The organism is Streptomyces sp. A0958 (genome assembly GCF_004795035.1).
Taxonomy (GTDB): domain Bacteria; phylum Actinomycetota; class Actinomycetes; order Streptomycetales; family Streptomycetaceae; genus Streptomyces.
Genome location: NZ_SSBK01000006.1, coordinates 52,917 through 77,456 on the forward strand (window position 1 = coordinate 52,917; position 24,540 = coordinate 77,456).

The 24,540-nt window shown below is 71.9% G+C and carries 23 protein-coding genes; 5 read left to right on the forward strand and 18 right to left on the reverse strand.

The window, feature by feature from the left end; genetic code table 11:
- Window positions 1–127 precede the first annotated feature (127 nt).
- The 9 genes from E6P78_RS08550 to E6P78_RS08590 form a co-directional block, all read right to left on the reverse strand.
- Window positions 128–802: a response regulator transcription factor gene (locus E6P78_RS08550; protein ID WP_136202921.1), complete on the reverse strand. Its 675-nt coding sequence runs from the start codon at window positions 800–802 to the stop codon at window positions 128–130.
- Entirely contained in the window at window positions 799–2,037 is a 1,239-nt protein-coding gene (locus tag E6P78_RS08555) for a histidine kinase (RefSeq protein WP_136202922.1), read from the reverse strand. The genes E6P78_RS08550 and E6P78_RS08555 overlap by 4 nt, the downstream gene beginning before the upstream one ends.
- A 91-nt stretch (window positions 2,038–2,128) precedes the next feature.
- Window positions 2,129–3,178 carry a hypothetical protein gene (locus E6P78_RS08560; protein ID WP_136202923.1) on the reverse strand — a complete coding sequence of 350 codons (1,050 nt, stop codon included), beginning with the start codon at window positions 3,176–3,178 and terminating at the stop codon, window positions 2,129–2,131.
- Window positions 3,175–3,741, reverse strand: coding sequence for a sigma-70 family RNA polymerase sigma factor (locus E6P78_RS08565; protein ID WP_136202924.1), 567 nt, complete (start codon window positions 3,739–3,741; stop codon window positions 3,175–3,177). Before E6P78_RS08565 ends, E6P78_RS08560 begins: the two co-directional genes overlap by 4 nt.
- Window positions 3,742–3,825: 84 nt before the next feature.
- Window positions 3,826–4,626, reverse strand: a complete 801-nt coding sequence (locus E6P78_RS08570) for an SDR family NAD(P)-dependent oxidoreductase (protein WP_136202925.1) — start codon at window positions 4,624–4,626, stop codon at window positions 3,826–3,828.
- Window positions 4,623–5,783, reverse strand: a complete 1,161-nt coding sequence (locus tag E6P78_RS08575; RefSeq protein ID WP_136203109.1) for a serine hydrolase domain-containing protein — start codon at window positions 5,781–5,783, stop codon at window positions 4,623–4,625. The genes E6P78_RS08570 and E6P78_RS08575 overlap by 4 nt, the downstream gene beginning before the upstream one ends.
- Before the next feature lie 156 nt (window positions 5,784–5,939).
- Complete coding sequence (locus tag E6P78_RS08580; protein WP_136202926.1) at window positions 5,940–6,713, reverse strand: ABC transporter ATP-binding protein; 774 nt, start codon at window positions 6,711–6,713, stop codon at window positions 5,940–5,942.
- Window positions 6,710–7,471, reverse strand: a complete 762-nt coding sequence (cbiQ, locus tag E6P78_RS08585) for a cobalt ECF transporter T component CbiQ (protein ID WP_136202927.1) — start codon at window positions 7,469–7,471, stop codon at window positions 6,710–6,712. The genes E6P78_RS08580 and cbiQ overlap by 4 nt, the downstream gene beginning before the upstream one ends.
- Window positions 7,471–8,550, reverse strand: a complete 1,080-nt coding sequence (locus tag E6P78_RS08590) for an energy-coupling factor ABC transporter permease (protein ID WP_136202928.1) — start codon at window positions 8,548–8,550, stop codon at window positions 7,471–7,473. The genes cbiQ and E6P78_RS08590 overlap by 1 nt, the downstream gene beginning before the upstream one ends.
- A gap of 198 nt (window positions 8,551–8,748) precedes the next feature.
- Between E6P78_RS08590 and E6P78_RS08595 the strand changes: the two genes are divergently transcribed.
- The gene (locus E6P78_RS08595; protein ID WP_136202929.1) at window positions 8,749–9,102 is read left to right on the forward strand and encodes an SsgA family sporulation/cell division regulator; all 354 of its coding nucleotides are present in this window, start codon (window positions 8,749–8,751) and stop codon (window positions 9,100–9,102) included.
- 182 nt (window positions 9,103–9,284) lie between these two features.
- On the opposite strand, the gene E6P78_RS08600 is transcribed toward E6P78_RS08595, so the two are convergent.
- Window positions 9,285–11,513, reverse strand: coding sequence for an MMPL family transporter (locus E6P78_RS08600; protein WP_136202930.1), 2,229 nt, complete (start codon window positions 11,511–11,513; stop codon window positions 9,285–9,287).
- A gap of 121 nt (window positions 11,514–11,634) precedes the next feature.
- Entirely contained in the window at window positions 11,635–12,207 is a 573-nt protein-coding gene (locus E6P78_RS08605) for a TetR/AcrR family transcriptional regulator (RefSeq protein WP_136202931.1), read from the reverse strand.
- Window positions 12,208–12,416: 209 nt separating this feature from the next.
- Between E6P78_RS08605 and E6P78_RS08610 the strand changes: the two genes are divergently transcribed.
- Complete coding sequence (locus E6P78_RS08610; protein WP_136202932.1) at window positions 12,417–15,701, forward strand: S41 family peptidase; 3,285 nt, start codon at window positions 12,417–12,419, stop codon at window positions 15,699–15,701.
- Between the two features lie 118 nt (window positions 15,702–15,819).
- Here E6P78_RS08610 and E6P78_RS08615 read toward each other — a convergent pair whose 3' ends face one another.
- Together E6P78_RS08615 and E6P78_RS08620 are read right to left on the reverse strand one after the other, a co-directional pair.
- Window positions 15,820–16,353, reverse strand: coding sequence for a DinB family protein (locus tag E6P78_RS08615; protein ID WP_136202933.1), 534 nt, complete (start codon window positions 16,351–16,353; stop codon window positions 15,820–15,822).
- Window positions 16,354–16,455: 102 nt separating this feature from the next.
- Complete coding sequence (locus tag E6P78_RS08620; RefSeq protein ID WP_168712588.1) at window positions 16,456–17,049, reverse strand: DinB family protein; 594 nt, start codon at window positions 17,047–17,049, stop codon at window positions 16,456–16,458.
- Window positions 17,050–17,243: 194 nt separating this feature from the next.
- Between E6P78_RS08620 and E6P78_RS08625 the strand changes: the two genes are divergently transcribed.
- Both E6P78_RS08625 and E6P78_RS08630 read left to right on the forward strand, forming a co-directional pair.
- Complete coding sequence (locus E6P78_RS08625; RefSeq protein WP_136202934.1) at window positions 17,244–18,032, forward strand: polysaccharide deacetylase family protein; 789 nt, start codon at window positions 17,244–17,246, stop codon at window positions 18,030–18,032.
- Window positions 18,033–18,229: 197 nt separating this feature from the next.
- The gene (locus E6P78_RS08630) at window positions 18,230–18,640 is read left to right on the forward strand and encodes a hypothetical protein (RefSeq protein WP_136202935.1); all 411 of its coding nucleotides are present in this window, start codon (window positions 18,230–18,232) and stop codon (window positions 18,638–18,640) included.
- On the opposite strand, the gene E6P78_RS08635 is transcribed toward E6P78_RS08630, so the two are convergent.
- Entirely contained in the window at window positions 18,586–19,161 is a 576-nt protein-coding gene (locus E6P78_RS08635; RefSeq protein ID WP_240799110.1) for an ATP-binding protein, read from the reverse strand. The genes E6P78_RS08630 and E6P78_RS08635 overlap by 55 nt on opposite strands.
- A gap of 740 nt (window positions 19,162–19,901) precedes the next feature.
- Here E6P78_RS08635 and E6P78_RS08640 point away from each other — a divergent pair.
- Window positions 19,902–20,588: an RICIN domain-containing protein gene (locus E6P78_RS08640; protein ID WP_136202936.1), complete on the forward strand. Its 687-nt coding sequence runs from the start codon at window positions 19,902–19,904 to the stop codon at window positions 20,586–20,588.
- 98 nt (window positions 20,589–20,686) lie between these two features.
- On the opposite strand, the gene E6P78_RS08645 is transcribed toward E6P78_RS08640, so the two are convergent.
- From E6P78_RS08645 to E6P78_RS08660, 4 genes are all read right to left on the reverse strand, one after another.
- On the reverse strand, window positions 20,687–20,884 hold the full coding sequence (locus tag E6P78_RS08645) for a hypothetical protein (protein ID WP_136202937.1): 198 nt from the start codon (window positions 20,882–20,884) through the stop codon (window positions 20,687–20,689).
- 86 nt (window positions 20,885–20,970) lie between these two features.
- Window positions 20,971–21,864 (reverse strand): SDR family oxidoreductase, encoded by an 894-nt coding sequence (locus E6P78_RS08650; RefSeq protein WP_136202938.1) that lies wholly within the window; start codon window positions 21,862–21,864, stop codon window positions 20,971–20,973.
- Window positions 21,861–22,811, reverse strand: coding sequence for an alpha/beta fold hydrolase (locus E6P78_RS08655; RefSeq protein WP_136202939.1), 951 nt, complete (start codon window positions 22,809–22,811; stop codon window positions 21,861–21,863). The genes E6P78_RS08650 and E6P78_RS08655 overlap by 4 nt, the downstream gene beginning before the upstream one ends.
- On the reverse strand, window positions 22,808–24,346 hold the full coding sequence (locus E6P78_RS08660) for an NAD(P)/FAD-dependent oxidoreductase (protein ID WP_136202940.1): 1,539 nt from the start codon (window positions 24,344–24,346) through the stop codon (window positions 22,808–22,810). Before E6P78_RS08660 ends, E6P78_RS08655 begins: the two co-directional genes overlap by 4 nt.
- Window positions 24,347–24,540 lie beyond the last annotated feature (194 nt).

Sequence of the window (24,540 nt, forward strand, 5' to 3'; positions counted from 1 at the left end):
CACACGTGCGCTTCTGCGACGTGTGAAGAGTGCGGGGAAGGCTGTGCGCCGGGCGTCATACCCGGGAGCCAAAGTGGCTGTACTACCGCGGTAGGGGGTGGAGGAGAGCGGCCGGGCGTGGAACGTGCTACTCGCCCGCGGCCACCAGCCCCGACTCGTAGGCGAAGACCACCGCCTGGGCGCGGTCGCGCAGGTCGAGCTTGGTGAGGACGCGGCTGACGTGGGTCTTCACCGTCTGCTCGGCCAGCACCAGTGTCTGCGCGATCTCCCCGTTCGACAGGCCGCGGGCCACCAGTGCGAGGACCTCGGTCTCGCGCTCCGTCAGCCCCTTGAGCCGCTGCGCGGGCTTGCCCCGGGCGGCGGGGCGCTGCTTGACGAAGTCCGCGATGAGGCGGCGCGTCACGGAGGGAGCGAGCAACGCGTCGCCCGAGGCCACGACGCGGACCGCCGAGATCAGGTCGGCCGGTGGCGCGTCCTTGAGGAGGAAGCCGCTCGCGCCCGCCCGGAGCGCCTCGTAGACGTAGTCGTCGATGTCGAAGGTGGTGAGCATCAGGACGCGGGGCCGGTGGGTCACACCCGACGGCGGGTGCAGGAGGTCGCGTGCGGCCTCCAGGCCGTTCATCCCGGGCATCCGGACGTCCATCAGCACGACATCGGGACGGGTGTGCCGGCTCAGCTCGACGCCCTGCGCGCCGTCGGGGGCCTCGCCCACCACGTCGATGTCGCTCTGGGCGGCCAGCAGCGCGGCGAAGCCCGCCCGCACCATGGCCTGGTCGTCGACGATGATGACGCGTGTCGTCACGTGAAGTCCGTTCCGGTCAGAGGAAGAAAGGCGGCGACCCGGAAGCCGCCGTCCGGGAGCGGCCCCGCGTCGAGGGTGCCGCCGATGATCCGTACCCGCTCGCGCATGCCGACGAGACCGTGCCCGGTGCCGCTCGCTTCGAGCGGCCCGGCGGGGGCGTCCGGTGGCGGGCCGTTGACGACCAGGACGGTGAGCCGCGGGCCGGCCGGCGGATCGGGTTCCGACACGGACAGCGACACCCGCGTGTGTGCTCCCGGCGCGTGCCTCACGACGTTCGCCAGGGCCTCCTGGACGATCCGGTAGGCGGACAGGCCCACCGCTTCGGGCGCATCGACGTCGCAGGAGGTGAACTCCACCGGCCCGCTGGCCCTTGCCGTCGCCTCCGCCAGGGGCCCGATCTGCGCCAGGCCCGGCTGGGGCACGAGTTCGCCCCGCGACTCCTCGTTGCGCAGCACGCCGAGGAGCCTTCGCATCTCGCCGAGCGACTGGCGCGCGGTGGCCGCGATGGTGGTGAACTCCTCCCGCATCTCGGGCGGCAGCCCGTCGTGGCGGTACTCCGCGGTGTCCGCCTGCACCGTGATGACGGACATGTGGTGGGCCACCACGTCGTGCAGTTCGCGGGCGATCCGGGCACGCTCCTCCAGCAGCGTGCGCCGGCCGCGCTCGGCCTCGCTGATCGTCTCCTGCTCGGCCAGCCTGCGCTGCACCTCGGACCGCTCACGGAGCGCACCGCCCAGCAGGAGCACGACGCCCCCGAGGATGGTGAACAGCAGGTCCCCGGCGCCGAAGCCGTGGGGCGCGGCGAACCCCAGGGCCACGTTCGCGACCGCCGTGGCCAGCCACACCCGCAGCAGCGTCCGGCGCCGCTCGCGCAGGCCCAGGGCCAGGCAGAGGCCGACGTACCCGACGATCTCCATGGGCGGGAACGGCCACAGCAGCCGCTCGTCGAAGTCGACGGTGAGCAGGGCGAGCGTCCCCGCCACGTCCGCTGCGAAGATCACGTACCAGGCGTGCAGCGGCCGTACGACGGCGAGCAGCAGCGGTGCGGCCTGGGCGACGGCCAGCGCGCCGGCGACGCCCCCGTTCAGGCCGTAGTCGTTGGTGAGGACCTGGATGATGGTGGGCAGCAGGGCGACGCACAGCACGAACGCCACGGCCCACGGCAGCGCGCGCACCCACCGCCGCGAAGCGCCCGCGAGCAGCGCGCGCGGGCGCTCCTCCTCCACTGAGGTCATGCGCACCAGCGTATGCGCACCGCGGCGGGAGCCGGCCGAACGGCCTCCCGGGGGCTGTCCGCCCCCGGGAGGCCGTGTGGCGGGCCGGGTGTCAGCCCGTGGTCTTCGCCGGCCCCACGCTCAGGTAGGTCGAGCGGCGGACGACGTGGCCGGGCTTGTCGTGCTCGTCGTGGTCGACCTCCAGGATGCGGCCGTCGGACGGGGAGACGATCCAGTGCTGGCGGAGGATCGGGCCGGGTTCCAGCTTGTAGCCCTTGGGGTTCTTCCCGTCCGTGGCCGGGCTGAAGCCCGAGTCCTTCGGGTTCTGCTCGGTGAAGCGCTTGTCCCACTTCCAGGTGATCCGGGTGCCGGAGCGGCCGACCGCGTCCTTCACGCCCTCCTTCACCGTGGCGCCGGGAGTCTTCGCCAGGACGCGGAAGACCGCGGCTCGCACCTTGTTGGTGATGGGCGCGCTGATCAGCAGCTCACCGGCCTGCCGGACGGTCTGCTCAGCGGCGGCGTCGCTCCCCTTGGCTCCGGCGGAAAGTGCGCGGCGCAGTGCGTCCGGCTCGGCGGGCAGGTTCTTGAGGTGGTCCCAGTCCACCCAGCCCTTGCCGACGGCCCACTTGCGTTCCGAGTCGAACTTCTTGACGGCGGTCGTCCCGTCCTCGCTCTTGATGGTCATCGAGTCACGGCTCAGGTAGATGGTGTCGGTGGAGGCGTGGTTACCCTCCACCCATCCCGTCACCTTGGTCTTCCAGTACGGGGCGGCCGCCGACTCGCCCTTGACGTGCTCGGCTACCGACTCGGCGTTGACGCGCTCGTTCCCCGCGACGTGGTCGGCCATGGTGGTGAACACCTCGGACGCCGACGCGCTGGCCGCCGGTCCGTCGCCGCCGATGTCGGTGACCGGGAGGATCGCGGCGCCCACCGCGACGGCCGCGACCGCGGCGGCGAGGGCGAACATCCGGTTCCGGCCGAAGCGGGGCTTGACGACCTTGGACTGGACGGTCTCCTGGGTGTCCGCGTCGATGGCCCCCAGGACCAGGGAGTGGGCCCGTGCCTGGACGGCCGGGTCGAGCGGTTCGGTCCGGCCGGCGCGCTCCAGGGCGGCGGCGCCGGGGAAGTCGAGAAGGTCCGTGTGCTGGTCCTCGTGCGTCATGCGAAGTCTCCCGTCAGGGTCGTACGGGTGGTTCTGGAAAGTCCGTCGCGCAGCCGGGTACGGGCCCGGTGCAGACGGGAACGTGCGGTGCCGGCGGGGACGCCGACGGCGGCGGCGGCCTCCGCGGGGGTCAGCTGCTCCCAGGCCACGAGCAGCAGCAACTCGCGCTCGTTCTCGGGGAGTTCAGCGAGCTTCTTGCGCAGCTCCGGGCCGACGGAGACCGCGTCGAGGCGCTGGTCGACGGCCTGCCAGGGGTCGGCCGTCGTGGCGTCGGGGTGCTGCCGCTGTTCGCGGGCCGCGGCGCGTGCCACGGCCTGCCGGTGCCGGGACAGTACGTTCCCGGCGACGCCGAACAGCCAGCCCCGGGCGGAGCCGCGCGTGGCGTCGAACTTCTTGCGGTGGGCGTACGCCTGGAGCCACACCTCGGAGAGCAGGTCGTCGGCGGCTGCCGGCGCGCGGCGTACGAGGTAGCCGTGCAGGGCCGCGGAGTGCCGGGCGACCAGCGGCTCGAAGGCCGTTGGTTCGCGTGCGGAGCGAACCAGTAGATCCTCGTCCGGGTCCATGAAGTCTCCTGTCCGAGTCCGCCGGGCGGCGGTCTCACCCCGTACTTGCACACGGGCGGGGTGAGCGTTCGCGGCGGAGTGCGGCTACTCGGTGACGGCGTTGCGGAAGCCGGTGTTCACCGCGGTCAGGCCGCCGTCCACGCACAGCGAGGTGCCGGTGATCCAGGCCGCTTCGGACGAGGCGAGGAAGGCGACGGCGGAGGCGATGTCCTCCGGTTCGCCGACCCGGCCGAGCGGGTAGAGGGAGCTGACCCGGTCCAGCTCGGCTTCGCGGCCCGCCCAGGCGTCGGTACGGATCGTGCCGGGTACGACGATGTTGGCCCGCACGCCGCGCGGCCCGGCGTGGCCGGCGAGCGTCCGGGTGAGGCTCGCCAGGCCCGCCTTGGCGGCGCTGTAGGCGTGGTTGCCGAAGTCCTGCGTGCCGTTGACCGAGCCGATGGAGACGATCGCGCCCCGCCCGGACGCGGCGAGGTGCGGCATCGCGGCGCGCGAGCATCGGTAGGCGCCGCCGAGCGTGATGTCCAGGTCGCGGTGCCAGGTCTCGTCCGGCTCGTCCTCGAAGAGCGTGCTGTCGACGGTGCAGGCGTAGGCGTTGTTGACCAGGACGTCGAGCCCGCCGAACGCCTCGACGGCGCGTGCGACGGCCGCCTCGACCGCTCCCCGGCCCGCCACGTCGCAGGCCAGCGCCTCGGCCGTGCCGCCGCTCTCCCGGATCTCGGCGGCCACGGCCTCGGCCCGGTCGCCTTCCAGGTCGGTGACGAGGACGCGGGCGCCCTCGGCGGCCAGCAGGCGGGCGGTGGCGGCGCCGATGCCCCGGCCCGCGCCGGTGATCAGGACGGCGTATCCGTCGAAGCGCGCGCGGGCGGCGGGAGCGGCAGGAGTCATAGCGCCGACCGTACCGCGCGGACCAGGGCCTGGGACCTGGGGTCGGCGGTGACTCCCTTCTGGAGGCCGTTGGTCACGTAGCCGAAGGCGATGCCGGACTCGGGGTCGGCGAAGCCCAGCGAGCCGCCGCGGCCCGGGTGTCCGAAGGAGCCGGGGGCGAGGAGCGGGGCGGCGGGGCCGTGCAGCATGTAGCCGAGGCCGAAGCGGGTGGAGACGACGAGGACCTGGTCGGGGCCCGCCGACTCCTCGGTGCGGGCGAGGGTGAGGGTGGCGGGGGCGAACAGCCGGTGGCCGTCGACCGGGCCGATCATCGCCGCGTAGCAGCGGGCCAGGCCGCGGGCGGTGGCGATGCCGTTGGACGCGGGGAGTTCGGCGGCCCGGTAGCCGGGGTCGTTCTCGTCGGGGAACGGGTCGATGGCGCCGAACGCCCGCCGGGTCAGCGACTCCGGGTCGCGGTAGGCGTCCACCACCGAGCGCTTGGGGCGCATCCGCAGGGCGCCGGTGTTCTCGTCGGCCGGCGGCTCGACCGGGCCGATCCGGCCGATGCGGTGGGCCTCGTCGTCCGGGATGCCGAACCAGAAGTCCAGGCCGAGCGGGCGGGCGATCTCCTCGGCGACCCAGCGGCCGACGGTCCGTCCGGTGACGCGCCGCACGAGTTCGCCGACGAGCCAGCTGTAGGTCTGCGCGTGGTAGCCGTGGGCGGTGCCGGGCTCCCAGGCGGGGCGCTGGGCGGCGACGGCCCGTGCCCCGCTCACCCCGTCGGCGGCCTCCTCGGGGGTCAGCGGCCGGTCCAGGGCGGGGACTCCGGCCCGGTGGGCGAGGAGGTGGCGGACGAGGACGCGTTCCTTGCCGTTCGCCTTGAATTCGGGCCAGTAGGTGGAGACCGGGGCGTGCAGGTCGATCTGGCCGCGCTGGTGCAGCAGCAGCGGTACGGCGGCGGCGATGCCCTTGCCGGCGGAGCGGACGACCTGGACGGTGTCGACGGCCCATGGTTCGGTGCCGTCGACGTCTCTGGTGCCGGCCCACAGGTCGACGACCTTGCGCCCGTGCCGGTACACGGTGACCGCGGCACCGCGGTCACCCCGCTGCTCGAAGTTACGGACGAAGGCGTCCCGGACCGCTTCGAATCCGGGCGCCGCCGTACCCCGTACGTCCACCCCTGCTCCGCTCCCGCTCATCCCCCCATGGTGCACGCCGCCGCAGGTGGAAGGTGGGCCGGGTCACCGCAAGTTCACCGTCACGGAACAAATGGCACGAGCGGTCCGTACGTCGTCGCGGAGCCCGGACCGCCCCCGAGCGAGCCTGCCCGGACCTCACTGCGTCCGGACCGTCACCGAGCGCGGGTCGAAGCCGAAGGGGAGTTCCAGGCGGTGGGCGCGCATCAGGGCCTCGTCGCACAGCAGGTCCTGGGTGCGGTCGTCGGCGGCGATGACCCCGTCGCTGAGGATGACCGCGCGCCCGCACAGCTCCAGCGCGTACGGCAGGTCGTGCGTGACCATCAGGACGGTGACGTCCAAAGCGCGCAGGATGTCGGCGAGTTCGCGGCGGGAGGCCGGGTCCAGGTTGGAGGAGGGTTCGTCCAGGACGAGGATCTCCGGCCGCATGGCGAGGACGGTGGCGACGGCGACGCGGCGGCGCTGGCCGAAGGAGAGGTGGTGCGGCGGCCGGTCCGCGTACTCCTCCATGCCGACCTGTTTCAGCGCTTCCATGACCCGCTCCTCCAGCTCGGCGCCGCGCAGCCCGCCGGCGGCGGGGCCGAAGGCGACGTCCTCGCGGACGGTGGGCATGAAGAGCTGGTCGTCGGGGTCCTGGAAGACGATGCCGACGCGGCGGCGGATCTCGGCCATGTCGCGCTTGCCGACCGGCATCCCGGCGACGCGCACCGAGCCGGCGCCCGCCTCCAGGATGCCGTTGAGGTGGAGGACCAGGGTGGTCTTGCCGGCGCCGTTCGGGCCGAGCAGCGCGACGCGCTCGCCGCGCTCTACGGTCAGGTCGACGCCGAAGAGCGCCTGGTGTCCGTCGGGGTAGGCGTAGGCGAGGCCGCTGACCTCCAGGGAGGGCGGTACGGGGGCGGGGTCGGAGCTCATACGGTCCATCCCACCAGACACACGGCCAGGGCGAGCAGGGGGAGGGCCGAGGCGTACGCCCACTGGGTGCGCGAGGCGGTCACCTCGTCGATGACCGGCATGGAGCCGGTGTAGCCCCGGCTGACCATGGCGAGGTGGACGCGTTCGCCGCGCTCGTAGGAGCGGATGAACAGGGCGCCCGCCGATTTGGCGAGGACGCCCCACTGCCGTACGCCGCGCGCCTCGAAGCCGCGCGAGCGGCGGGCGATGGACATGCGACGCATCTCGTCGGTGATCACATCGCCGTAGCGGATCATGAACGAGGCGATCTGGACGAGCAGCGGCGGCAGTTTGAGGCGCTGGAGGCCGAGCAGCAGGGAGCGCAGTTCGGTGGTGGAGGCCAGGAGCACGGAGGCGGCGACGCCGAGGGTGCCCTTGGCCAGCACGTTCCAGGCGCCCCAGAGGCCGGGGACGCTGACGGAGAGCCCGAGGACGTGGGTCTGCTCGCCGGGCACGACGAACGGCATGAGCACGGCGAACGCGACGAACGGCACCTCGATGAGCAGCCGTTTCAGCAGGAAGCCGGCCGGGATGCGGGCGAGCGCGGTGACGCCCGCGATGAGCAGCGCGTAGAGCCCGAAGGCCCAGACGGCCTCGCGCGGGGTGGAGACGACGACCACGACGAAACAGAAGACGGCGGCGAGCTTGCAGTGCGGCGGCAGGTCGTGGACCGGTGAGTGCCCGTGCCGGTAGAGCTTGTGCGCGTGGCCGGCGCCCATCAGACCCTCTCGTCGGTACGGGTGCCGGCCTCGGCGTCGTCCTTCGTACGGCGGCGGCGGGAGACGACGTAGAAGGCGCCGCTGCCCGCGACGAGGGTGGCGCCCACGCCGATCACGCCGGCCAGTCCGCCGGAGAGCCGGGTGTTGGAGACGTCCTTGACGCCGTAGTCGGCGAGCGGGGAGTCCTTGGCGGCGTGCTCCTTGGCCTCCTTGTCGATGCCCTGGTCGGTGGCGACCTTCTCCAGGCCGTCCGGGTTGGCGGAGGCGTAGAAGGAGACGAAGCCGGCCAGCACGAGGGCGGTGACCAGGCCGGTGGCCCACAGGCCGCGGGTCGGCCGGTGGGTGGCGGCGGCGACGGGCTCGCGCTCGGGCGCGGGGGCGGGGGCGGGGGCGTCGACCAGTTCGCCGTCGACGCGGAGCTTGAGCGGGGCGGCGAGGCCGCGGGCGCCGTGGACCAGGTCGGGGCGGACGGCGAGGACGGCGCCGACGGTGAGCGCGGTGATCACGGCCTCGCCGATGCCGATGAGGACGTGGACGCCGACCATGGCGGTGAAGACCTTGCCGATCGGGATGTCGGCCGTGCCGCCGATCCAGTACATCAGCGTGAAGGCGCAGGCGGCGGCCGGTACGGAGACCAGCGCGGCGACGAACGAGGCGGCGGTCATGGAGCGGCGGGTGCGCGGCAGCACGCCGACCAGGCCGCGGAAGAGGGCGTACGCGACGACGGTGGTCACGATGCCCATGTCCAGGACGTTGACCCCGAGCGCGGTGAGCCCGCCGTCGGCGAAGAGGATGCCCTGCATCAGCAGGACGACGGATATGCAGAGCACGCCGGTGTAGGGCCCGACGAGTATCGCGGCCAGCGCCCCGCCGAGCAGATGGCCGCTGGTGCCGGCCGCGACGGGGAAGTTCAGCATCTGTACGGCGAAGATGAAGGCGGCGACGAGCCCGGCCAGCGGCGCGGTGCGCTCGTCGAGTTCGCGGCGGGCCCCCTTCAGGCTGACGGCCACGGCACCGGCGGCGACGACGCCCGCCACGGCGGAGACAGGTGGGTTGATGAATCCGTCGGGTACATGCATGGGGGAGGCTCCGCTTCCTGCGTTCCTGCGTTGCTGCGCCGGGTGCGCGGGGTCATGAACCTCTCAATGATAGGGCCTTGTTGCGAAGCGTTCGCAAGAGCGCGTCAGTCACAACTACACAGGGCCCCCATAGTGCCCTTTACGTAAAATATGGGACATTAGAGGACAAAGATGTACACACAGGAGGAGAGCCGGCCCATGTCCCCCGTGATCCATGAACATGCCCGAGCCCGGCTCGTCACCGACGCCCGCGACCTGCCCGTCGTACCGGTCGAGCTGCGGTACGACGGCGCCGACACCCCCGCCACCGTCCGCGTCGCCTTCCCCGGCGGCACGGAGTGGGCCATCGAGCGCGAGCTGCTGGAGCGCGGGCTGCGCTATCCCGTCGAGCAGGACGGCCTGCGGATCTGGCCGTGCGGCCGGGTGCAGCTGGTCGTGGAGCGGCACGGCGCGGCCGGCGTCGACGTGGTGCAGTTCGACAGCGCCCCGATGGTCCGCTTCATACGGCGTACGCACCGCGAGGTCACGACGCCCGAGACCGCCCGCGCCTGAGCGCGGACATGACGAGAGCCCCCGTGCTCGCGTGCACGGGGGCTCTCGTCGCCCCGGCCCCCCGTCCCCACAGGTAACCCGGGCTCCCGGGGCCGCGCACAGCTCAGACGCGGCCCCGGAGTTCAGCGGCTCCCGATTCCCGGGCCCCCGCTCGTGTGCGAGGGCCCCGGAGTCGGTGGACCTCAGACGCGGACCAGCTCGCGCTCGCCCCCGGCGTCCGGGCCGGCGTCGCCGGACGAGGGCTCGTCCAGCTCCTTGCGCAGCCCCTCGCCCTCGACGTCCACGTTGGGCAGCACCCGGTCCAGCCAGCTCGGCAGCCACCAGGCGCGCTTGCCGAGCAGCGCCAGGACGGCGGGCACGATGGCCATGCGGACGACGAACGCGTCGAAGAAGACGGCGATGGCCAGCGAGAAGCCGATCATCTTGATCATCGATTCGCTGGAGCCGATGAATCCGGAGAAGACCGCCATCATGATCACGGCCGCGGCCGTGACGACCCGGGCCCCGTGCTTGAAGCCGGTGACGATGGCCTGGCCGGGCTTCTCGCCGTGGACGTAGGCCTCACGCATCCGGGTGACGAGGAAGACCTCGTAGTCCATCGCCAGGCCGAAGACCACGCCCACCATGAAGATCGGCATCATCGACATGATCGGACCGGTCTGCTCGACCCCGAAGAGCGAGGCGAGCCAGCCCCACTGGAAGACCGCGACGACCGCGCCCAGGGCCGCGACGACCGAGAGCAGGAAGCCGAGCGCCGCCTTGAGCGGCACCAGGATGGACCGGAAGACGACCATCAGCAGCAGGAAGGCGAGGCCGACGACGAGCGCCAGGTAGGGCAGCAGCGCGTCGTTCATCTTCTGCGAGAAGTCGATGTTCATCGCGGTGGAGCCGGTGACGAGCACCTCGGCGCCGGTGTCGGACTTGATGTCCTTGCCCGCGTCGCGGATCGCGTGGACCACGTTCTCCGTCTCGACGGAGCTCGGCCGGTCCTTCGGGACGACGGTGATCATCGCCGCGTCGCCGGCCTTGTTGAAGATGGCCGGGGTGACGGCGACGACGCCCTTCATGTCGGCGATCCTGTCGCCGACCTGCTTGGCCGCGGTCTTGCCGTCGGAGCTGTCCGCCGTGTCCACGACGACCAGCAGCGGGCCGTTGAAGCCGGGGCCGAAGCCGTCGGAGAGCAGGTCGTAGGCGCGGCGCTGGGTGGTGCTGGTGGGCTGGGAGCCGTCGTCCGGCAGGCCCATCTCCAGCGAGGCGGCCGGTACGGCGATGGCGCCGAGGCCCAGGACGCCGACGAGCAGCACCCACACCGGCTTGCGCAGCACGAACCGGGCCCAGCGGGTGCCCATGTTCGGCTTCGCGTCGGGACTGTTCTCCGCCTCGGCGGCCTTGCGCGCCTTGCGGCCCAGGACCCGCTTGCCCGCGAAGCCCAGCAGGGCCGGGACGAGGGTCAGCGCGATGAGGACGGCGATGGCGACCGTGCCGGCCGCGGCGAAGCCCATCTTGGACAGCATCGGGATGTTGACGACGGCCAGGCCGACCAGGGCGATGACCACGGTGAGCCCGGCGAAGACGACCGCGGACCCGGCCGTGCCGACCGCCCGGCCCGCCGCCTCCTCGCGTTCCCGGCCCTCGGCCAGTTCGGCGCGGTAGCGGGAGACGATGAACAGCGCGTAGTCGATGCCGACCGCGAGGCCGATCATCATCGCGAGCGTGGAGGTGGTGCTGCCCAGGTCGAGCACGTTGGCCAGCGCGGTGATCGTGGAGACGCCGATACCGACGCCGATCAGGGCGGTGAGCAGCGGCAGCCCGGCCGCGATGAGCGAGCCGAAGGTGACGACGAGCACGACGGCGGCGATGGCCACGCCGATGATCTCGGTGGCGCCGGTCTCCGGCATCGCCTGGAGCGCGTCACCGCCGATCTCCACGGTCATCCCGCTCTTCTGCGCCGCCTCGCCCGCGTCCTCCAGGGCGTCGCGGGTCGCGTCGGTCAGCTCCATCGAGTTGACCTTGTAGGTGACGGAGATGTACGCGGTCGAGCCGTTCTTGGAGACGGCCTTGCCGGCGTACGGGTCGACGACCGAGGCGATCTGGTCGGAGCCGGCCTTCAGCTCACGGGTGATCTTGTTGACCTCGGCCTTGTTGGCCGCGTCCGTCATCTTCTCGTGCTCGGGGGCCTTGAAGACGATGCGCGCGGTGGCGCCGTCGGCGCTGGCGGCCGGGAAGCGCTGTTCCAGCAGGTCGAAGGCCTTCTGGGCCTCCGTGCCGGGGATGGAGAAGGAGCTGGAGGTGGCGGTCGACGCGGAGGCCGCGCCGAATCCGGCGAGTGCCAGCAGTGCCACCCAGATCAGGGCGACATAGCGGCGGCGCCGGAAGGCGAGCCGTCCGAGCTTGTAGAGGAATGTGGCCACGAGGGCTTACTCCCGGTCAGGTCGTTGAGTGGAAAAGGGGCGTGAGGAACCAGCCCGACGACGAGAGCGGCGTGTCAGGTGGGGCTTGGGGAGGGGCCGTGCGGGGAGCGGGGACGGACCGTCAGACGCCGAGAGCGGGGAGGATCACGGCGTCGACGTAGTCGAGGAGGAACGCCTGGTCGACGGGGCGGTCCTCGACCAGCTGCCGAGTGGCGAAGGCGCCGATCAGCATGTGCGGTACGTATCTGAGCGCCGGGTTGTCCGGGCTCACCTCTCCCCGGTCCACGGCTCGGCGCAGCAGCGTGTCGAGACCCGTCATCTCGGGCTCGACCAGCAGTTCGCGCAGGGCTTGGAGGAGGTCGGGGTTGTTGTGGACGGCATGGCTCAGACCCCGCATCAGCGCGGCGTCCTTCTCCATCTGACAGTCGTCGCTGCGGCTGAGGACGGCATGGAAGTCACCGCGCAGCGAGCCGGTGTCGACGTCGCCCAGGGTGCCGGGCTTGTTGTGCCGCAGGGCCGTGACGACGAGCGCCGGCTTGTTCCCCCACTGGCGGTAGAGGGTGGCCTTGCTGGAATGCGTACGCGCGGCGACGGCGTCCATCGTGAGGGCGTCGTAACCGACCTCGCGGAGCAGGTCGAGCACGGCGGCGTACAGCTCGCTCTCACGCTCGGGCGTGAGCCGTGTGCGCGCCATGGATCGACCTCCTGTTCCCGTGGGCCCGCCGGGCGGGGCGTAAGCTGCGTATAAGCAAATCGAACGAAACTGTTTCGTACACGAGAACGGTACTTCACCGCCCTAGCGAAACGGAATAGTTTCGCTTGTGTCCCGCACCACAGAGCTGTCCCTGCCGCGGGGTCCTCCCTGAGTTGCCGCTGCCCCCGCGCGCGGAAAGCATGGGTGGGGTGAGTGACGACGTCTCGTATCTCCGGTTCCCGCACCTCCACGAGGATCTGCTCTGCTTCGCGGCCGAGGACGATCTCTGGGTCGCCCCGCTCGCCGCCGAGGGAGAGCGCCCAGGACGGGCCTGGCGGGTCACCGTCGACCGCACCCGGGTCAGCCATCCGCGCTTCTCCCCCGACGGAACCCGGATCGCGTACACGACCTGGCGCAGCTTCGACCCCGAGATCCATCTCGCCCCTGTCTGCGGCGGCCCGTCCCGCCGGCTCACCTACTGGGGCTCGACCGACGCCCGGGTGCGCGGCTGGACGCCCGACCCCGGCGACGCCTCGCAGATCCTCGCCGTCTCCTCGCACAACCAGCCGTTCTCGTACTTCTCCTGGGCCTACAGCGTCCCCACCGACGGCGGCCCCGGCGGCAAGCTGCCCTGGGGCCCGGTCTCCGACATCGCGGTCGCCGACATCGACGGTGAGCGCCGCACCCTCCTCCTCACCGGCACCCCGCCGCACGAACCTGCCGCCTGGAAGCGCTACCGGGGCGGGGCGACGGGCCGGCTGTGGTTGCACGGCGAGCGGCTGCTCCCGGACATCGGCGGGCACCTGGACTCCCCCATGTTCGTCGGCGGCCGGATCGCGTTCCTCTCCGACCACGAGGGCGTCGGCAACCTCTACTCCTGCCGCCCCGACGGCTCCGGCCTGCGCCGGCACACCGACCACGACGCGTTCTACGCCCGGCACGCGTCGAGCGACGGGCGGCGGGTCGTCTACCAGTGCGCGGGCGAGCTGTGGCTCGTGGACGACCTGGAGTCCCCCGACGCCGTGCCCCGCAGGCTGGAGGTCCGGCTCGGCGGCCCGCGCGCCGGACGGCGTACGTACCAGGTGCCGGCCGCGAGCAACGTGGACGCGCTGTCCGTGGACGAGACCGGCCGGGCGAGCGCCGTGTCGGTACGCGGCAGCCTGTACTGGCTCACCCACCGCGACGGGCCCGCCCGCACCATCTCCGACACCCCGGGCGTCCGGGTGCGGCTGCCGGAGATGCTGGGCAGCGGCGGCCAGGTCGCGTACGTCACCGACGCGGAGGGCGAGGACGCGATCGAGATCGCCCAGCTGCCGCGCGCCAGCGGCGACCGCCCGACGCGCCGGCTCGCCTCCGGCCTGATCGGCCGGGTCCAGGAGCTGGTCTCCGACCCGGACGGCGAACGCCTCGCCATCGCCTCGCACGACGGCCGCCTGCTCCTCCTGGACACCGACGAGGAGACGTCCACCGGCGAGCCGGCCGAGCTGATCCGCTCCGTCAACGGCCCGGTCCGCGACCTCGCCTTCTCCCCGGACGGCGCCTGGCTGACCTGGTCGCACCCCGGCATCGGCCGCTCGCTGCGCAAGATCAAGCTGGCCCGGATCATGGGCCCCGGCGCCCCGGCCGTCGTGGACGTCACCAACGGCCGCTTCGAGGACGAGAACCCGGTCTTCACGGGCGACGGCCGCTACCTGGCCTTCCTGTCCTGGCGCGGCTTCGACCCGGTGTACGACGTGCACACCGGCGACCTGTCCTTCCCGCTCGGCTGCCGCCCCTACCTGGTACCGCTCTCCTCGGCGACCCCGTCCCCCTTCGCCCTGCTCCCCGACGGCCGGCCCGCCGCCGGCGGCCTGGACCCCATCGACACGGCCGAGGCGGGGGCGGCGGAGGGCTCCACGGTCACCGTCGAGTTCGAGGGCCTGGAGAGCCGGGTGACGCCGTTCCCGGTCGCGGCGTCCAAGTACTCTGCGCTGTACCCGGTCAGCGGCGGCGGGCTCGTGTGGCTGCGCTGGCCGATCTCCGGGGCGCTCGGCGAGACCTTCGCCAACCCGGCGGACATGTCGGGCCGGCCGACCCTGGAGCACTTCAGCATCGCCAAGGCGCGGAAGACCGAACTGGTCGGCCACCTCGACTGGTTCGCCGTCAGCGGCGACGCCTCCCGCCTGGTCGTCATGGACGACGGCGAACTGCGCGCCGTCCCCGCCACGGAACCCGGCGACAACGACTCCACGGTCTACCTCGACCTGCGCCGCATCCTGCACGAGGTGGACCCGGCGGCGGAGTGGCGCCAGGCGTACGACGAGGCGGGCCGCATCATCCGCTCGTACTTCTGGGAGCCGGACATGTGCGGCATCGACTGGCCGGCGGTCCTGGACCAGTACCGCCCCCTGGTCGAACGCGTCGCCACCCCCGACGAGTTCGCCGACCTCCTGCGCGAAGTCCTCGGCGAGCTGGGCACCTCCCACGCGTACGTCTCGCCCGCCCGCCGCAACGAGGGCCCGCCGCACTACCAGCGCGCGATCGGCCTGCTCGGCGCCAACTTCGCCTGCCGGGACGGGGACTGGACCCTGCTGCGCATCCTGCCCGGCGACTCCTCGGACTCCAAGGCCCGCTCCCCGCTGGCCGGTACGGGCATCCGCGAGGGCGCGGTGCTGACCCATGTGGACGGCCGCCCGGTCGACCCGGTCACCGGCCCCTATCCCCTGCTCGCCGCGGCGGGCGGCACCACGGTCGAGCTGACCTTCCGCCCGGCGGAGGGCGAGGGCCGCTCCCGCCGCGTGGCGGTGGTCCCCCTCATCGACGAGCGCCCGCTGCGCTACCAGGACTGGGTCGCCAAGCGCCGCGAGGTCGTCCGCGACCTGAGCGGCGGCCGGTGCGGCTACCTCCACATCCCCGACATGGGCGGCTCCGGCTGGGCCCAGTTCAACCGCGACCTGCGCATGGAGGTCTCCCGCCCCGCGCTGATCGTGGACGTACGGGGCAACGCGGGCGGCCACATCAGCGAGCTGGTCGTCGAAAAGCTCACCCGCACGATCCTGGGCTGGGACCTGACCCGCAACGCGCAGCCCGTGTCCTACGCCTCCAACGCCCCCCGGGGCCCGGTCGTCGCCCTCGCCGACGAGGCGACCTCCTCCGACGGCGACATGATCACCGCCGCGTTCCGGTTGTTGAAGCTGGGCCCGGTGGTGGGCCAGCGCACCTGGGGCGGCGTGGTCGGCATGACGGGCCGCCACCGCCTGGGCGACGGCACGGTGATCACGGTCCCGATGAACGCGGCGTGGTTCGACACGTACGGCTGGTCGGTGGAGAACCACGGCGTGGAACCGGACGAGGAGGCCCTGCGCACCCCCCTGGACTGGGCGGAGGGCCGCCACGCGGTGTTGGACGACGCGGTCCGCATCGCCCTGGACCTACTGGCCGCGCACCCGCCGGCTACGCCGCCGACGTACGACACGGCGCCGAATCGGAGGCGGCCGGTGTTGCCGCCGAGGTAGGCGGCTTCCGGCCCTCATCGGCGGAACAGGATCAACGCAGCGCCAGTACGGCAAACGTCAGGAGCGCCGCGCCCCCGGAATCGCCGTCGGCCTCACTCGCCGGCCTCACTCGCCGGTATCACTCGCCGGTCTCACCGTCGATGAGTTCGCGCGCGACGTCGAGGTGGCCGACGTGGCGGGCGTACTCCTGGAGCAGGTGAAAGAGAATCCGCCCGAGCGTGGGTGCTTGGCCAGGCGTGGTGAAGCGGCCCCCGATACGCGCCTTGTCACTCAAGGAGGCGGTCGCCAGCACGGAGTTCGACGCGGACACCTCGGTCCGATAGGCCGACATGACCTGCGCGGTGGGGGTGTTCGCGGTGACCGTCCACTCCTCGGTGTCTCCGCCGGGTGGATGGGCGACCAGGTCCTCGGCGGAGAACCCCCAGCGCAGCCACCGGCGTTCGACCCAGCCGAGATGCTGGACCAGGCCGAGCGGCGACCAGCCGAGCGGTTCGACCGGCGCGCGGAGCTGATCGTCGGACAGTCCGGTGAGCTTGCGCGTCAGGGCCTCGCGGTACCACTCCAGATAGCCGAGGAGTAGTTCATGGGCATCGGAGACGTCGACGGCCGGGCCGTCGAGGAGCGCGGGGACCTGTTCCGGAGGCTGCTGCATCCCGCGAACGTAGCGCGGACACGGGGCCGGCCACACGCCCCTGCCCTGATCTTTGCGTGACTGGTGTGATCAAGGCGTCGGAACCGTCCTGGACAGCCCCCTTCACAGAGCCGGGCCCCGGGCAGCCGCCGCTTCCGCCGCCCGTTCGATCTTCGCCCGGTACGCGTCCATGGCCGCCGCGTCCTGCTGCTGGTTGGCGAGCGCGGCCGTGGTCCCCGTCGCGTGGTCGAGCTGTTCGCGCAGGATGTCGGCGTGCCCCGCGTGCCTGGCGGTCTCGCCGAGCATGTGGACCATGATGTCGAACAGCTTCACCTCGGGCCGCCCCCACCAGGGCACGCGGCCGGGGGCGTCCAGGGCGAGGGCGGCGATCGTCGCGTCCGTGTGCTCCCACACCCGGCGGTAGCGGTCGGTGATCTCGCTTCGGCTCTCCTGCTCGGTCGCCCACATGTCGGCGCCGTTCGCTTCGGGGTCGTCCCACCGGGGCAGGGGCTCGGGGAACGGCCGGTCGAAGACGTCGCCGAAGTACCGGGCCTCCCAGCCCGACAGGTGCTTGACCAGCCCCAGCAGGTTGGTCCCGGTCCACGTCAGGGGCCGCCGGATGTCGTACTCACCGAGCCCGTCGAGCTTCCAGAGGACTGCCTCACGCGCCGTCCGCAGATTGTTGTGAAGGCGCTCTTTCGCGTAGTCGTCGATCATGCGGGACGACTCTGCCAGCACGGGCGACGGATCGGCACCCCATCGGACCCCGGCTCCCGCGTTTGTCGCCGGTCTCCCGCAGATTTGTCCGCGATCGGTAACAGAGGCATCCTCCGGACCGACTTCGTATGTCCTCGTGGGGGCAGGGCAGGGCAGGCACCGCATCGGCGGCGACGGCAAAGGGGCGGGCGGACATGGCGAAGCACAAGGGAAGGGGCTGGCACAGCCGGCTTCTCGCGGCGGCTCTCGGGGTCACGGCGCTGGCCGCGGCCACCTCGGTATGGACGGCCCAGGCCGGCACCGCCGAGGGAAGGCAGTCGCCGGCGCCCGTATCGTCGCCGTCCGCCTCGCACCACGACGACCGGCCCGCGACCGAAAAGGTCGCGGAGGACATCGCCCACGCCTCGGACCAGGGCGCCAAGGGCGTCAACATCACCATTGACGACGGGCCGGACCCCACCTGGACGCCCCAGGTGCTGCAACTCCTCAAGGAGAACGGGGTCAAGGCCACGTTCTGCATGGTGGGTACGCAGGCCCAGGCCTACCCCGACCTGGTCAAGGACGTCGTGGCGGCCGGGCACCGCCTGTGCAACCACACCGTCTCGCACGACGTCACCATGGACACCAAGTCCGAGGCCTACCAGTCCAAGGAGATCCTGGACGCCGAACGGATGATCACCAAGGCGTCGGGGGGCGTCCGGCCGCAGTACTACCGCGCCCCCGGCGGCGCGTTCACCCCGTTCAGCCGCAAGCTCGCCGCCTCACACGGGATGCGGCCGCTGGGCTGGAACGTCGACACCAAGGACTTCGAACACCCCGGTGTGGACACCATCGTCGCCACCGTCAAGAGCGAGATATCCAACGGACCGACCGTCCTCTTCCACGACGCGGGCGGGGAACGCTCCCAGACCCTGGCCGCGCTGCGCCAGGTCCTGCCCTGGCTGAGGGAGCAGGGGTACTCCTTCGGCTTCCCCGTACGGTGAGCCGGTTCCTCCGCACCACCCAATCCGGGTCGGAGCGGCAGGAGTTGGATCGGTAGCTCACGTTTAGCTCAAGTCGATGGCCCGATTTCCAGCCTGAGGATAATCTCCCCCCATACCTGACGCGGCCACAGATGATTTGCACTGGCCAACGTCAGTGAAACGGGAGGTAGAAAATGAAGAAGCGAATTGTCCAGAGTATGGCCATCGGTACTGCCGCACTCGGTCTCATTCTGGCGTCCGGCACCGCAGCCCAGGCGGCCCAGACCGGCAAGGGGAAGGCGTACGGCGGCTGCACCAACTCCGTCACCCTCTGGCGCAAGGGCGCCACGGTCTACGCCAACGCCAAGATGACCTGCAAGAAGACGGGGCTCATCCTGCGCCCCACGGTGGCACTGTCCGGGAACAACGGGAAGACGTTCAAGTCGAACGGAAAGGCGTGCCGGAAGGCGAAGACCTGCACGACGCCCACCGTTTCCGTGAAGGCGACCAAGGGGTGGACCTACCGGGCATCGAATGCGGGTAACGCCACGCTCGCCATTGCCGGTGTGAACGACTACTTCTGGCCCACTTCGAGCGTCGCCCACACCACGTACAAGGCAAAGAGCTGAATTCCCTCGAATTCCGTGACGGCCTGCCGGTTTTTCCGGCGGGCCGTTTCGGTCGCGGACGCGTCCCCGCCGCGATCCTGGAGGCCTACGAAGCGTCGCGGTGAGCCCCCGAACCGGCCGGCGCCCGCCGCCTGGCGCCCGGGGCCCGGGGCCCGCAGCTCGCACCACACCGTCTTGCGGTACGGGCCCTGCTCCACGCCCCATCGCAGCGCCACCGCGTCCACCAGCAGCGGCCCCCGCCCCGACGTCCCGTCCGCCCCCGCCGACCGGAGCACCGGCCACACCACCGGCGCGGGGTCGCTCAGCGCGATGCGGAGCCGGCCCGTGTGCGTACCGGTCACCCGTAACGTGACCGGCGTCCCCTCCCCGACGTGCACGATCACGTTCCTCAGCAACTCGCTGACGCACAGCACGAGATCGCCCGCGTCCTCCCCCGCGAACCGGCCCCGCAGCATCCGCCGCATCTCCGGTACCGCCTCCGGCACGGCGAGCAGTTCCAGCGTCAGTGGCAGCCCGCTCATCCTCCGGCCGCCGCCCCGCGCATGTGAAGGGCGGTCAGCGGTGGACACGCGCAAGGAGATCGACGGTTCGGCGGGGCGTGGCTCCGACCTGTCTGCCCCGCCGACGTAGCGGCGTAACGCCTTCCGCTCCTCCCCGCGAAGCCATCGCGGACCGCTCCCGCCAATTCGCCATCTGCCCCGGCGTGTTCGCCTTCCTTTATCAGGTCATGCGGCGATTGGATGGGGATTGATCCACTGCGCCCCTCCTCGCACGCCCCGAAGGCATCCGTCCACTGGTACGGCGACCCCCGCCATCGGAACCACAGGCCGCGTCAGGGAGAGGCACGCACCGTTGGTCGCCCCCCTTCGTTCACGAGCGCCCCTCGGGGCTCGACCTCATATTCAAGGAGCACAACCGAATGGCAGAGCTGCCGAAGCGACACGTCACCAGGCCCGTCAGCTCACGGCCCGCCCGGCCCCTTGGGAGCGACGACGCGTCGAAGCTCGATTCCGCCCGTGCCGCACTGGCTCGCGCCATCGCGGCGCAGCATGCCGAGAGCGACGAGAACGAGGCGGGTCGGAGCGCACCGGCGCAGGGCCTCGCGGACCCCGGTCTCCCGCGGTCCTCCGCGGAGTCGGCTCATGAAGTACCGGCTCATGAGATATCACCGGCCGCCGCCCCTCGTCGCTGGGCGTTCCCGCGACGGACGTGGATTCCGGCCGCGGTCGTCGGAGTGGTAACCGTCGCCGTCGTCGCGGGTGTGGCTGTTACGGCCGGCGGGGGCTCCGACAGCTCCAGCCGTCGGGCCGACGCGCCTGCCGAAGGTCCCGTACGGCCCGACAGCGAGGCCGAGGAAGCCGGGGGCCAGTCGCCACTGCCGGGGGTTCCGACGGCGGAGCGAACAGCGTCCCCCTCCGTCATCCCGTCCGCCGCCGCCTCTTCGCCATCGGGCAAGGAGCCCCGGAGCACGCCCGGTCCGGGCGGGAGCACCGCCTCCGCGAGCTCCGGCTCGTCGTCGGACGCGGACGACTCCGGAACGGACGGCGCCGCGAAACCGGGCAGCGGCAACGGCGGCGGTTCGACCGAGGTCCGCGCCTTCCCTCTGGCCGTCGAGGCGTCGGGCAAGTGCCTGACCGGCGCGGGCTCGGGTGCGCAGCTCGTGGCATCCGCCTGTGACGGTTCGTCCGGTCAGTCCTGGAGTCCCGGTCCCGACGGCAGTCTGCGGCAGGGAGGTTTCTGCGCAACGCTCACCGGAACCGAGGACCGTACTCCGGTCGTCCTGGCCGGCTGCAACCGGTCTTCCGCGCAGCGCATCAGCCTTTCCGGTACGGCGCTGGTGTCCGCGTCCACCGGCAAGTGCCTGGATCTCTTCGGCGGGGCGAGCGGCTCCCAGATCGTGCTCTGGGAGTGCAACGGCCGTGACAACCAGCGCTGGCGTGCCGCCTGACCGGCGCGCCCGCAGCACGAAGCGTCCGGCAGTGCGAAGGGGCGCGCCCGGAGGTGATCCGGGCGCGCCCCTCGGCGCGTAGGGCAACCGTCGACCGGTCAGCGGTCGAAGCGCTCCCGCATGTCGTCCGCAGTGCCCTGCGCACGGTCGCGGCCCTGCTCGGCCGTGTTGCGGGCCTTGTCGCGGCCCTGGCCCTTGCGGTCCTTCGACTGCTTCTGGCCCTGGTCCTGCGCCGTGCTCTTCGCCTGGTCGGCGAGGTCCTTGGCCTTGTCCTTGAACTGGTCGGCGATGCCCATGCTGTTCACTCCTACGGGGTGCGTGGGGGACGGCCCCGGTGGGGCCACGACCAGATTCACACGGCCCGAAACGCTCCGCATGTCGATCAGTTACGCTGCGTGCGCGCCGAGCGTTCGTCCTGGTCAGCGGCGCCGCCCGCGCCGACGAGGCCCTTGCTGATGCCCTCCAGGCGCGGGCCGAAGCGGCGCATCTCGCGCTGGCCGACGACGCCGATGAGGGTCGGCAGGTAGCCGCGTACGGACTGCATGCCGCGCAGCCACCACTGGGCGTAGACGTGGGCGGAGCGGCGCTCGATGCCGGCGACGATGCGGTCGACGGCGGGGCCGAGCGGGTACGTGCGGTTGGCGGGCCACGGGAGGCGCTTGCGCAGGTCGCGCATGACGTCGTCCTCGTCGGCGCCCCGGACCATGTCGGTGTCGGTCCAGGAGAGGTAGCCGACGCCGACCTTCACGCCCCGGTAGCCGACCTCGGCGCGCAGGCTGTGGGCGAAGGCTTCGACGCCCGACTTGGAGGCGCAGTAGGCACTCATCATCGGGGCCGGGGTTATCGCGGCGAGGGAGGCGATCTGGAGGAAGTAGCCGCGGCTCTCCATGAGGACGGGCAGGAAGGCGCGGGCGGTGACGGCGCCGCCGATCAGGTTGACCTCGATGACCCGGCGCCAGGCGACGGGGTCGGAGTCGACGAGGGGGCCGCCGGTGGCGACGCCGGCGTTGGCGACGACGATGTCGACCTTGCCGAAGCGGGCCTTGACCTCCTGGGCGACGCGGGCCATGGCTTCGTGGTCGGTGACGTCGGCGTGCCAGTGGTCGCTGTCGCCGTGGAGGCGCTCGGAGACCTTCTTCAGCTCGTCCGGCTCCAGGCCGACGAGGGCGAGGACGGCGCCGCGGGCGGAGAGTTTGCGGGCGAGCAGTTCGCCGACGCCGCGGGCCGCACCGGTGACGACGACGACCTGTCCTTCGAGAATTCCCCTGCCGCTCATGCGACCTCCTCCTTGCCCTCGACGTCAGTGGTGTCCCGTTCCGGGAGGACCGGGAGGTACGTGGTCACCAGTTCCCGTATCTTCGCCGTGACCACCTCCGGCGCCTCCACCGGAGTCATGTGGCCCATGCCTGTCAGCTCGGTCAGCCCCAGGCAGTCGGGCAGCGCCGCCGCGATGGCGCGGGCGTGGACGGGCGGCGTGAGCCGGTCCTCGGTACCCGCGATGACCGCGGTGGGCACCCGCAACTCCCGTACGCCCGCGTCGAGATCGAGGTCGGCGAGGACGTGGCCCCAGGCCACCCGGGGTATGCGGGGGCAGTCGTGCACGATGCGGGCGCAGGTGTCGACCCGATCGGGGGCCGAACCGGGCCCCATTGTCCCGTACTTGAGTATCCGGCGGGAAACCGGTGTGACCGGTCCGAGGGGGGCGCGGGCGCCGAGTATGGCGCGGGTGAGGCGGGTGCGGACGGCGCCGGGGCGCATCGGTACGACGAGCGATTCGGCGAGGAGGCGGGAGCTGCCGGTGCTGCACAGCAGGGCGGCGGCGGCGTGCTCGCGCAGCCGGGGGCGGCGGGAGGCGGACATGATCGTCATGCCGCCCATGGAGTGCCCGGCGAGGACGGCCTTCTCGCCGGGGGCGAGGGTGGCGGCGAGGACCGCTTCGAGGTCGTCGGCGAGGGCGTCGGTGCTGTAGCCGTCGCGGCCGGCGGCGGGCGAGGTGCCGTGGCCGCGCTGGTCGTAGGCGATGACGCGGTGGTCGACGGCGAGGTCCTTTATCTGGGCGTCCCAGAAGTGGGTGTTGCAGGTCCAGCCGTGGGAGAGGACGACGGCGGGTGCGCCGTCCTGGCCGTGCACCTCGACGTGTATGCGGGAGCCGTCTGCGGAGACGGCGAGGAGTTCGCGGGCGGGCACGGGCCTCAGGCCGGCGGTCGGCAGGGGGCGGCTCATCCGGCCACCTCCTCGGAGACGGGGACGGCCTGCTCGGCGTCGCGCTGGGCGGGCAGCGAGGCGCGCAGGACCTGGTACTCGGAGAGGTCGACGTTCCGGGTGGCCTTGCGGAACTCGGCGGTGGTGCCGGGCCAGACGGTGGTGTTGCGGCCGTTGGCGTCCAGGTACCAGCTGTTGCAGCCGCCGGTGTTCCAGACGGTGCGCTTCATGCGGTCCTGCACGCGGCGGTTCCAGGCGCTGACGGCGGAGGGGCGGGCGTCGAGGGCGACCTTGCCGCCGAGGACGTTCAGCTGGCGCAGGTAGTCGGCCATGTAGTTCAGCTGGGACTCGATCATGAGGATCATCGAGGAGTTCCCGAGCCCGGTGTTGGGGCCGATGATCGTCATCCAGTTGGGGAAGCCGGCGGCGCTCGCGCCGCGCAGCGCCTGCATGCCGTCCTTCCAGGAGTCGGTGAGCGTCATGCCGTCGGCGCCGATCACGCGTTCGGCGATCGGCATGTCGGTGACGTGGAAGCCGGTGCCGAAGATGATCGCGTCGACCTCGGCCTCCGTACCGTCCGAGGCGACGACCGTCGAACCGCGCACCTCGGCGAGGCCGGAGGCGACGACGTCGACGTTGGGCTGGGCGAGGGCTGGGTAGTACGTGCTGGACAGCAGGATGCGCTTGCAGCCGATGCGGTACGAGGGGGTCAGCTTGGCGCGCAGGGCGGGGTCCTTGATGGCGCGGGCCATGTTGGACTTGGCTATCCGCTCGACCAGGCCGAGCTGGTCGGGGTGCTTGGTGAAGGCGCTGACCTGCAACTCCCGGATGCCCCAGAGCAGTCCGCGGCGGGCGGTGCCGGTGACGGGGAGGGCGCGGTGCAGCCAGCGTTCGGCGCCGCTGATCTGCCGGTCCATGCGGGGCATGACCCACGGCGGGGTGCGCTGGAAGAGGGTGAGCCTTCCGGCCTTCGGCTGGATCGCGGGGACGATCTGGATGGCGGAGGCGCCGGTGCCGATCATCGCGACGCGCTTGCCGGTGAGGTCGGCGTCGTGGTCCCAGCGGGCGGAGTGGAAGACCTTGCCGGGGAAGTCGGCGAGACCCGGGATGTCGGGCATCTTCGGGTCGGAGAGCGGGCCGGTCGCGGAGACGACGACGTCGGCGAGGACGGTGGTGCCGTTGGCGCTGTCGATGACCCAGTGCAGCTCGTCGTTGTCCCAGCGCATCCGCGTCACCTCGTGGTTGAGCCTGAGGTGCGGGCGCAGCCCGAAGGTGTCGGCGACGTGCTCCAGGTAGGCGCGGATGTGCTCCTGCCCGGAGAAGGTGCGCGGCCACTCGGGGTTGGGGGCGAACGAGAAGGAGTAGAGGTGGGACGGTACGTCGCAGGCGCAGCCGGGATAGCTGTTGTCGCGCCAGGTGCCGCCGACCGAACCGGCCCGCTCCAGGACCACGAAATCGGTGATGCCTTCGCGGCGCAGCCGGACCGCCGCCCCGAGGCCCCCGAATCCGCTTCCGATCACCGCCACGCGTACGTGCTCGTGCTCGTGCTGGGCCATGCTGCCGCCTCCCGCGGTACGTCACACGACTCTGCCAGCAATCACTGGCATTGTTGGGAGACTAGAGCAGCTTCGTACCGATGGGTAGGGGGCGGGCACGGGAAAGTTACCGGCGGTACAAGTTGAGCCGGGAGGCCGTTCGCCGGTGCCGGACGGCCGGTAGGGTGCGGGGGTGGCAGAAGGGCGCGAGCACC

Excerpts from the sequence above, each read along its gene's own strand:
- E6P78_RS08650 (WP_136202938.1), bottom strand. The coding sequence starts at position 21,864 with ATGAGCGGCAGGGGAATTCTCGAAGGACAGGTCGTCGTCGTCACCGGT.
- E6P78_RS08595 (WP_136202929.1), top strand. The coding sequence starts at position 8,749 with ATGTCCCCCGTGATCCATGAACATGCCCGAGCCCGGCTCGTCACCGAC.
- E6P78_RS08605 (WP_136202931.1), bottom strand. The coding sequence starts at position 12,207 with ATGGCGCGCACACGGCTCACGCCCGAGCGTGAGAGCGAGCTGTACGCC.
- cbiQ (WP_136202927.1), bottom strand. The coding sequence starts at position 7,471 with ATGGGCGCCGGCCACGCGCACAAGCTCTACCGGCACGGGCACTCACCG.
- E6P78_RS08630 (WP_136202935.1), top strand. The coding sequence starts at position 18,230 with ATGGCCATCGGTACTGCCGCACTCGGTCTCATTCTGGCGTCCGGCACC.
- E6P78_RS08590 (WP_136202928.1), bottom strand. The coding sequence starts at position 8,550 with ATGCATGTACCCGACGGATTCATCAACCCACCTGTCTCCGCCGTGGCG.
- E6P78_RS08580 (WP_136202926.1), bottom strand. The coding sequence starts at position 6,713 with ATGAGCTCCGACCCCGCCCCCGTACCGCCCTCCCTGGAGGTCAGCGGC.
- E6P78_RS08625 (WP_136202934.1), top strand. The coding sequence starts at position 17,244 with ATGGCGAAGCACAAGGGAAGGGGCTGGCACAGCCGGCTTCTCGCGGCG.
- E6P78_RS08645 (WP_136202937.1), bottom strand. The coding sequence starts at position 20,884 with ATGGGCATCGCCGACCAGTTCAAGGACAAGGCCAAGGACCTCGCCGAC.
- E6P78_RS08660 (WP_136202940.1), bottom strand. The coding sequence starts at position 24,346 with ATGGCCCAGCACGAGCACGAGCACGTACGCGTGGCGGTGATCGGAAGC.
- E6P78_RS08555 (WP_136202922.1), bottom strand. The coding sequence starts at position 2,037 with ATGACCTCAGTGGAGGAGGAGCGCCCGCGCGCGCTGCTCGCGGGCGCT.
- E6P78_RS08655 (WP_136202939.1), bottom strand. The coding sequence starts at position 22,811 with ATGAGCCGCCCCCTGCCGACCGCCGGCCTGAGGCCCGTGCCCGCCCGC.
- E6P78_RS08560 (WP_136202923.1), bottom strand. The coding sequence starts at position 3,178 with ATGACGCACGAGGACCAGCACACGGACCTTCTCGACTTCCCCGGCGCC.
- E6P78_RS08615 (WP_136202933.1), bottom strand. The coding sequence starts at position 16,353 with ATGCAGCAGCCTCCGGAACAGGTCCCCGCGCTCCTCGACGGCCCGGCC.
- E6P78_RS08565 (WP_136202924.1), bottom strand. The coding sequence starts at position 3,741 with ATGGACCCGGACGAGGATCTACTGGTTCGCTCCGCACGCGAACCAACG.
- E6P78_RS08620 (WP_168712588.1), bottom strand. The coding sequence starts at position 17,049 with ATGATCGACGACTACGCGAAAGAGCGCCTTCACAACAATCTGCGGACG.
- E6P78_RS08635 (WP_240799110.1), bottom strand. The coding sequence starts at position 19,161 with ATGAGCGGGCTGCCACTGACGCTGGAACTGCTCGCCGTGCCGGAGGCG.
- E6P78_RS08570 (WP_136202925.1), bottom strand. The coding sequence starts at position 4,626 with ATGACTCCTGCCGCTCCCGCCGCCCGCGCGCGCTTCGACGGATACGCC.